The sequence below is a fragment of the Catonella morbi ATCC 51271 genome (genome assembly GCF_000160035.2).
GTDB lineage: Bacteria > Bacillota > Clostridia > Lachnospirales > Lachnospiraceae > Catonella > Catonella morbi.
In genome coordinates, this window is sequence record NZ_KI535367.1 from 426,941 (window position 1) to 434,987 (window position 8,047).

Consider the following 8,047-nt stretch of genomic DNA (forward strand, 5'->3'; position numbering starts at 1 on the left):
GATAAGCTTTGGATACAGCATTTTTACAGCACTTAAAAAGGCGTAATATCCTTTAATTTTCAAGGGTTTACGCCTTTTAATATTTTTTAACTGTCGAAAACGGGATTATAATATACAATATACCACAGTCAACAATAATTGTCAAAGGAAATTTTAAAACTTTTTGTAAACTTTTTGATAACATTTATTTCCCTAAAAAGGAAACATTAATCTTGCCCGTATCTACGCTCATTCTTACAGGAATTTCACCCATGTTATCTGTATAACTGTTGTCAAATATTGACTTCCCTTGATTTTTTCCGTCTACAGTTATAATTCCCAAGCTGTTCTTCAGGTCAAATTTGTAGTTTTCTCTGACTCCGAGAAGTTTTGCAGATATACTTCCGGTATCACTCTTTGCCTCAAGAGAATTTAATTCTGTTCCATCAAACTTAATGAGACCTGTATCTGTCTTTGCTGATACACTTCCTACGTTTCCGCTGTAAAGCTTAATATAGCCCGTATCGGACTTAAGTTCCGTATTCCCGGCATCTGTTTTTTCCAATGATATATAACCTGTATCCGTAGATATTTTCATTAAGTCTGTCTTTGAATATTTTAAATTTACCGCTCCGGTATCGCTTTTTACCTTTAACTCATTAAAGATACTGTCTTTGACCGATATATGCCCCATATCCGCTCCAAGTTTACACTTAGGTGCAGTTGCACTTACCAACTCCAAAGACCCCATATCTGTCCTTACATCCATTTCATCTGCCGTTAGCGCAAACAAATAAAATTTTCCAAGTTCCAACCTACTTTTTATCTTATTAAGTTTTTTATCTCTGGGAATAATAATCTCTATAAATCCTTTTTCTCTGTTAAAAATATTAAAATTAAAATCAAATATTTTTATAAACTTCGCTTTATTCCTGTCCTTTACCACAAGACAGCTGCCTTTTCTTTCTATAATAGGCCCTTCGTCTTTGCAGTTTATGGAAATTCCGAATTCATCACCTGTTCTTAAGATTACGTCTAAGTTTGATATATCTATATCCACGCTGTCAAAGGCATTTTGTTCGTCTTTTCCAAATAAATCCAAAGCTGTAATTTCAATAGGATGGTTTTCTGACTTCTCTGTCTTGTCAAAATCACTTTCTTCCTTTATTTCCTCAGTTTTTTTGCCTTCTGCAGAACTATAACTACTACATTCTGTTTTATTTTCCTTTGTTACATTCTCCTGTTCACTCTGATTACAAGAACTGTTCTCCTGTGACTCACTCTCTCTAATACACTCTGCCGTCTCAATAATCTTAGCCGCCACATCCTCAGGATTACCCACATTTTTAGTTACATCACTTTCTTCACCAAAGCCTGCTTCTTCAAAGTACTCCCAATAGTAATTTATAGCATCTTCCCTGTCTTCAACACTCAGCTTTGACAGTTTTTCTTTAAGGCTTTCCATAAATTCATTTTTATTCATTACCCTTAGCCCCCTTACCGTTATTTATATTTACTGAAAAAGAAAATTCTACATTTAATTTTCCGCTAAGCAATCTGTCAATCCCCTCTTTATAGGACTTCCATTCTTTCTTGTAAAATTTAAGTTTTTCTTTACCCGCAGGTGTAATCCTATAATACCTGCGGTTACGTCCCTGTACCGGGCTGTCGTAAGTTGCCAGTTCTCCTTCTTTTTGAAGTCTCCTGAGTACAGGATAAAGTGTAGATTCAGAAATATCTATTACCTCTTGTACCTTCTGTGTCAGTGTATATCCATAATAATCTTCCTTTTCTAATATTCCCAATACACAGGCATCCAAGAGTGGTGCTGTTACCTGATAAGTCATCGCTCTCTCCTTTCTTTTTAAGGTGATACAATAGTTATATTAACTTAAGTATTAGTTATTGTAGTATATTATATATCGTATAATATTGTTTGTCAAGAAAAAATTCCTTTAGACTTTTTAATTTCTAAAGGAATTTAATAAACTAAATATCATCCAAAATCAATGTAAGCCGAAGCACATCATTTTACTCATTCTTCATAGCCTCAATAGCAGAAATCTTGGTTGCTCTGCTTGCAGGATAATAACCGGAAACTATGCCTATAATTATGGCAAAACCTGATGCCACAAACGGAAGCCATAATGGAATTACGGAAAGCTTACTTCCACTACCACCATCTCCACCAAGCATATTAAGTGCATTTCCCAAAGCGCCGCCAAAAGTATTTAGCATATATGAGGCCGCGTAGCTGAAAGTTATTCCTATAATTCCTCCTATAAGCCCCATCATTGCCGCTTCAAAAAGAAAGAGTTTTTTGATATCTCCGATATGACAGCCAAGCACCTTCATTACACCGATTTCCTTGGTACGCTCATATATAGACATAATCATTGTGTTGGCAATAGAAATAGCCGCAACAAGCATGGATATGGCACCTACACCTCCAAGCACCATCTGAATTGTCTTTGAGAAGTTCTCTATCTGTTGGGTATAGTCCGACATACTGCTTGACTTATAGCCCATTTCCTTTATGGCATCCTGTATGCCTCTTACATTTTCCACGCTGTCTGCATTTATCTTAATACCATCATACTCTTTAAGCTTCTTCTCAGCCTTCTTCTTTTTATCTACAGGAAGCTGTTTTACATATTCCTTATATATATTCATAAACTGAGTTTTATCCATGTACATGCTGTAAGAGTATTCATTATAACCGGCACTGTCAAATACAGCTATGTCAGTAGAATACTCTTTAAGCTGTATCTTAAGATTTCCTTTATCATCACGTGGCAGGGTTTCTTCATCATAAATCATCATAACTATCCTGTCTTTTTCAGGATTTACCCTTTTAGGCTGATAGGTTGCCGCATTTGGATTAGAAAAGCCCTGAAAAGCTTCTGTTCCACCCCAGATTTTGATTTTGCTTCTACTGTTGCTCCGTTCATAAGTCTTATTATTTTTAAGCTTAGGAAATTCAAGATCTTCAAATGAATCCGAATCCATTATGTTTATCTGTGTTCCACTCTCATAATTTCCACTTTTAAGCTTTATGCCAAGACTTATAACCGGTGATACGGTCTTTACATGAGGAATCTGTTTAAGCTTTTCTATCAGTTTATCGTTCAGCTTCTGCTTCTTTTCACCGGAATAATTGCCTTTTTCATCAAAATCTATCTGATTTTTTTCCATGTTGATGACCGTAAAGCTACCATATTGCATAAGATTCTCTCTAAAGCTCTGGTTCATTCCTATACCGATGGATATCATTACAACTATGGAAATAGTACCTATGACTATACCTACTACGGTAAGGGCAGTTCTGGCTTTTCGCCTTCCAAGATTCCTAAGGCCCATTTTCATAAGATCACTAATCTTCATATAAATTTATACCCTTTTTAATCTTTAATTTAGCAAGACCTATTCCTACTAAAATTGAGAGTGCAAGGACACCGGCTGTTATACCTATCATGACAGGTGCATTCTGAGTTATAGACTTGGATACTCCAACTTCAGTATTCATACCGTTCATTCCATCCATGCCGCCCATTCCGTCACCGGCCATATTAGCAGTATCTCCTCCTGCCATATCATTAGCCTCTCCTCCTGCCATGCCTGTATCATTTCCCGTAGTTTCATTTACTGAACCATCAGTTCCGGTAGTTTCTGTTCCCCCGGTTTCTCCTCCCGTGTTCCCTGAAGTCTCCGGTGTTGCAGTCGAACCTGTCATACCTCCGGTTGAAGCTTCATTATTTGTATCTGAAGGTTCCTGTGTAGCTCCGGTAGTATTATTAGTCTGCCCGGATGATGATGCAGCCCCGCCACTTTCATTAGACTTTGATTCAGCCCCCATAGTAGCCGTACTTCCTGCCTCAGCAGCCGGAACAGCCATTGCCACTGTTCCGTTTAACATAAATAAATCTATTTTCAATTTTCTCACCTCCTAATTATAAATATTATAACTCTTCATCTTCACGCATAGCTTCTGCCAACTTTTTCTTCTTATATTTCTTAACCACAAAATTTTTAGTTACAGCAATTCCTATAATAAATATAACTATATTACCGACTACAAAAGCCCACATAGGAACAATGTCCTTAGGTCCTTGCGGTACAGGCATAGGCATATTTGGCATGTCTCCTCCTCCTTCTTCAGGATTGGTTGCACTTACCATACTTTCAAAATTAGTATCATAAGAACTTACATTTCCATTACTGTCCTCATAAGAAATGGTGAGTACACCCTTACCCATACCATCTACCTGAGGAGTAACATCCATTGACCAAGATCTGCTGTCACCCGCATTCACATTACCTATAATAAGTACTTCATTGGTAGACTTAAAATCACCCTTAACTTTAGCTGTTACGTTATAAAGCACTGACTTACCCATGTTTGTAAAATCGAAAGTAAGAGCTGTAGTTTCATTAAGTACAGGTGTATCACCCGAACCTACTAAAATATTGGCAAGCATAGGTCTGTCATCTGAATATACCTGAAGTTTAAGTTTTTCTTCTACTTTGTTCTGTTTCTTTATAAGTGCATTTTTATTTGCCACATCTTTACCAAGGTATTCGTAGTCAAATGTAATACCAAGGTCATAACCGTTGGTAGCTATATCTCCCTTAGCTCTAAGCAGGATACTTTTGCGTTGACTTTGCCCCGGTCCTAAAGAATCAATAAACATGCTGGCACTTCCCTCAACTATGGCAAAGTTATTGTCGGCTGAGGAAATGGTAACAACTATATTGTCAGCCGATACACTTCTATGAGGATTCATAATGTCAAAGGTAAATGTGAATGTCTTGCCTGCCTTTATTTTTTTCTTACCTGTATCATACTTTGATATGGTAAGTCTAGGCATACTGTTATCCACATCTCCTGCATTTTCCTTACCCTTTGTATCAATATATACGCTCATTGTATCAGTAATCTGTGTAGCAAGCAATTTATCCTTAACTGAATAGTATACAAGATTTACCGTAATAGGCTTCATTCCGTCCTGAATTGTCTCAGTAGCAGAAAAACTTCTTGTTAACTTAAAAGTCTTCCCCGGCTTTAACAGTCTGAGTCTGAATTTATCATACGCCATATCCGGCTTCAATCCTGCCTCTGAATATCCTGTTGTGTCTACAACTATGTTCTTAGCAGCTACTTCTCCTATATTCTTAAACTCATAAACCACATCAAAATGATTACCTACATTTATTGTATAATGAGGATAGCTAACACTTGTAACCTGAATTATAGGTCTTTTTTCAAGCTGCTCAGCATCGGTTTTCTTTGCTATAGTCTGCAACGAAATAGTAAAGGTCTGAGGATCTGCTGCTGTTCCATCGGAATTATCATATTTTACGGTTACATCTAACTTTGTAACTCCGTTAGTAAGATTTTTGATAGCCGTAAAATCAAAATCGACATCTCCGTCCGCACCCCCGGCAATAGTTCCGATATTGCTTACAGGCTGGTCATCCGGCACTAATACGCTTTCATAACCTGCTATGCTTACTGTTACATTATCTGCAGGAAGCTCTCCGTCATTGTGGAAGGTCAGTTTTATATTTACTGAATCATTATCTTTTATATTTCTGGGATAGTCTGTATCCAAAAGAGAAAATTTAGCATTCTTTTTCTGAGTGTCAACCACAAAGGTAAGCTTGCTTGACTGTTCAAGAGTTACCTCCTGATAATCATTATAACTATCTGTAGTTATAAATGTAATAGGGATATCATTATATCTGCCCTTTTTAGTATTAAGAGGAATTTTTACGGCAAACTTAACATAAACTGTATCTCTTACCGAAATATTTTCAACTTTATTCCCTTTTTCATCTGTACAGGTAACATCTGATGCAAGGGTAAATCCGGGTGTCTTGCTAAGGTCAACATTGATAACCGGCTTTCTTATTACATAATTAGAAGCCTTAACCGGAATAACCACATTTACTGTGTCTCCCGGCATTACATTGTAAGGCTTTAACACATCTCCCAAAACCGCCTTTGGTATCGTAGGTTTATATGCTGCGCTATCAATATCTGATGCTTTGGCAATAACAACTCCTCCAAGCAGTCCGGACGGACCTGAAAGCAACATTGCTGCTGCTAAAGCAAAGGCTGCTCCCGTTTTAATTATTTTCTTTGGCTTCATCTTTTATCTCCTCCATTTTTTTACCCATTAATTTTGCAAGTTTTTCAGATCTGGCTTTTTTCTTTTCCTGCTGTATTTTTTTGAATTTTTCTATTTCTGCCTTACTTTCTTCTTCTATCTGCTCGGCAGTTTTAATTACTTCAACATTCTGAATGCTGCCATCCAAAATATGAATTATTTTATCTCCATAGCTTGCAAGTCGCGGATCGTGTGTAACCATGACTATAGTCTGTCTGTTCCTCCTTGCCATTGCATGAATGAGTTCCATAACCTCCATAGTTGTCTTGGTATCCAGGTTTCCTGTCGGCTCATCCGCAAATACAATTTCAGGCCTTGCCACAAAGGCTCTCGCTATACCTACACGCTGCTGCTGACCACCGCTCATTTCCTTTGGTTTATGAGTAAGTCTGCTTCCGAGACCTACCTGTATAAGCATCTGTTCAGCAAGTCTTTTTCTCGTCTTTGCATCCATCCTTTTAAACACAAGCGGCATTTCCACATTTTCAAGGGCATTCATTGAGCCAATAAGGTTGTAAGCCTGAAATACAAAGCCAAGATAATGTTGTCTGAAATCTGCCAGATTTTTCTCACTCATATGTCTTATGTCATACCCTTTTAAAAGAATTTCTCCTGCCGAGGCCTTCTCTATTCCCGCCATAAGATTAAGCAGTGTTGATTTTCCGGAGCCTGAGGTACCCAAGAGGCAACAAAATTCACCCTTATTTATCTCAAAACTGACTCCGTTTACTGCCTTAATCTTCTCATTTCCCATGTGATATATTTTTTTCACATTTTTCAATTCGATGATTTTTTCCATATTTTTACCACTTTTTTATTTTTTTCTAACTCCTGTTAAACACTTTTATAAGTATAGAATATAACATCGATTCTTTAACTTGAGAGTATCTTTTTTATTAAGTTATCCTTAAGAATAATTTTAAATTAAATTTGTGTTTAAAAAGAGGTATCCTAAAAATAAATTAAGAATACCCCTCTGTAAATCAATTATAAATTAAAACTTTTTTATAGACAAACCCCCAAATATCAATCCACGCTGTCTATAAACTGTTTAATAACTTCTACTGTCTTGTCCACTCCCCTGAAATCATTTTGAATAGCCAAATGATAATTGGTAACCGCTCCCCATCTCTCTACAGCATGGTAATTATAATAATTGGCTCTTCGCTTATCCATTCTGATTATTGTTTCTTCAGCTTTTTCCGGCTCAATTCCGTCTCTTTCAACAGCACGTTTGATTCGGAAAGGCATTGAAGACCAAACAAAAATGTTAATTACATCTTTTCTTTCTCTGAGCACATAGTCAGCACAGCGTCCGACTATGATACAAGGTCCCTCATCAGCAATCTTTCTGATTACATCCGACTGTGCTATATATATTCTGTCATCAAGAGAAAGGTGTGTATAGCCAATATCAGGGCTTCCGTAAGCATTCATCCCCATTGCTATAGAATAGAGCAGACTGTTGGTTGCCTTCATTTCCACATTGTCAAAAGCTGCCTCAGCAAACCCGCTTTCTTTAGCCGCTCTCGCTATAAGAGCTCTGTCATAAAACGGAATCCCATACTCCGCAGCTAATTTTTCCGCAACCTCACGTCCCCCACTGGCATACTGCCTGCTTATTGTAACTATTTTGTTCATAACACTCCTCCTTCTTACTATAATGGTAGTGTCAAAAGACACCCCTTGTTTTCTTATAAAACCTTTATTTTCAGGGGTTTTGCAAATAAAAAAGCAATTCCCCCCTTTTTAAGGTATAATGTTAATCGCCAAACCAACATAACCACAAAGGAGTTAATTGCTCATGAACATTATACTTTATTTACTTCAAATCATTCAATACCAATATAAAATAATTTGCCAACTTTTTAATTTCATCTGTAGATATATTCCACTCA

Annotated in this window: 7 protein-coding genes; all 7 read right to left on the bottom strand. The window is 37.0% G+C overall.

Features of this window, described 5'->3' with window-relative positions:
- Positions 1-184: 184 nt before the first annotated feature.
- Positions 185-1,462: a DUF4097 family beta strand repeat-containing protein gene (locus tag GCWU000282_RS05560; protein WP_023354053.1), complete on the bottom strand. Its 1,278-nt coding sequence runs from the start codon at positions 1,460-1,462 to the stop codon at positions 185-187.
- Positions 1,455-1,826, bottom strand: a complete 372-nt coding sequence (locus GCWU000282_RS05565; protein WP_023354054.1) for a PadR family transcriptional regulator — start codon at positions 1,824-1,826, stop codon at positions 1,455-1,457. The genes GCWU000282_RS05560 and GCWU000282_RS05565 overlap by 8 nt, the downstream gene beginning before the upstream one ends.
- A gap of 184 nt (positions 1,827-2,010) precedes the next feature.
- Entirely contained in the window at positions 2,011-3,363 is a 1,353-nt protein-coding gene (locus tag GCWU000282_RS05570) for an ABC transporter permease (protein ID WP_023354055.1), read from the bottom strand.
- The gene (locus GCWU000282_RS05575; protein WP_035039626.1) at positions 3,353-3,913 is read right to left on the bottom strand and encodes a hypothetical protein; all 561 of its coding nucleotides are present in this window, start codon (positions 3,911-3,913) and stop codon (positions 3,353-3,355) included. Before GCWU000282_RS05575 ends, GCWU000282_RS05570 begins: the two co-directional genes overlap by 11 nt.
- A 25-nt stretch (positions 3,914-3,938) precedes the next feature.
- The gene (locus GCWU000282_RS05580; RefSeq protein WP_023354057.1) at positions 3,939-6,131 is read right to left on the bottom strand and encodes a COG1361 S-layer family protein; all 2,193 of its coding nucleotides are present in this window, start codon (positions 6,129-6,131) and stop codon (positions 3,939-3,941) included.
- On the bottom strand, positions 6,109-6,948 hold the full coding sequence (locus GCWU000282_RS05585; protein ID WP_023354058.1) for an ABC transporter ATP-binding protein: 840 nt from the start codon (positions 6,946-6,948) through the stop codon (positions 6,109-6,111). The genes GCWU000282_RS05580 and GCWU000282_RS05585 overlap by 23 nt, the downstream gene beginning before the upstream one ends.
- 227 nt (positions 6,949-7,175) lie before the next feature.
- On the bottom strand, positions 7,176-7,790 hold the full coding sequence (locus tag GCWU000282_RS05590) for a cytidylate kinase-like family protein (RefSeq protein ID WP_023354059.1): 615 nt from the start codon (positions 7,788-7,790) through the stop codon (positions 7,176-7,178).
- Positions 7,791-8,047: the final 257 nt, after the last annotated feature.

Excerpts from the sequence above, each read along its gene's own strand:
- GCWU000282_RS05560 (WP_023354053.1), bottom strand. The coding sequence starts at position 1,462 with ATGAATAAAAATGAATTTATGGAAAGCCTTAAAGAAAAACTGTCAAAG.
- GCWU000282_RS05565 (WP_023354054.1), bottom strand. The coding sequence starts at position 1,826 with ATGACTTATCAGGTAACAGCACCACTCTTGGATGCCTGTGTATTGGGA.
- GCWU000282_RS05570 (WP_023354055.1), bottom strand. The coding sequence starts at position 3,363 with ATGAAGATTAGTGATCTTATGAAAATGGGCCTTAGGAATCTTGGAAGG.
- GCWU000282_RS05580 (WP_023354057.1), bottom strand. The coding sequence starts at position 6,131 with ATGAAGCCAAAGAAAATAATTAAAACGGGAGCAGCCTTTGCTTTAGCA.
- GCWU000282_RS05585 (WP_023354058.1), bottom strand. The coding sequence starts at position 6,948 with ATGGAAAAAATCATCGAATTGAAAAATGTGAAAAAAATATATCACATG.
- GCWU000282_RS05590 (WP_023354059.1), bottom strand. The coding sequence starts at position 7,790 with ATGAACAAAATAGTTACAATAAGCAGGCAGTATGCCAGTGGGGGACGT.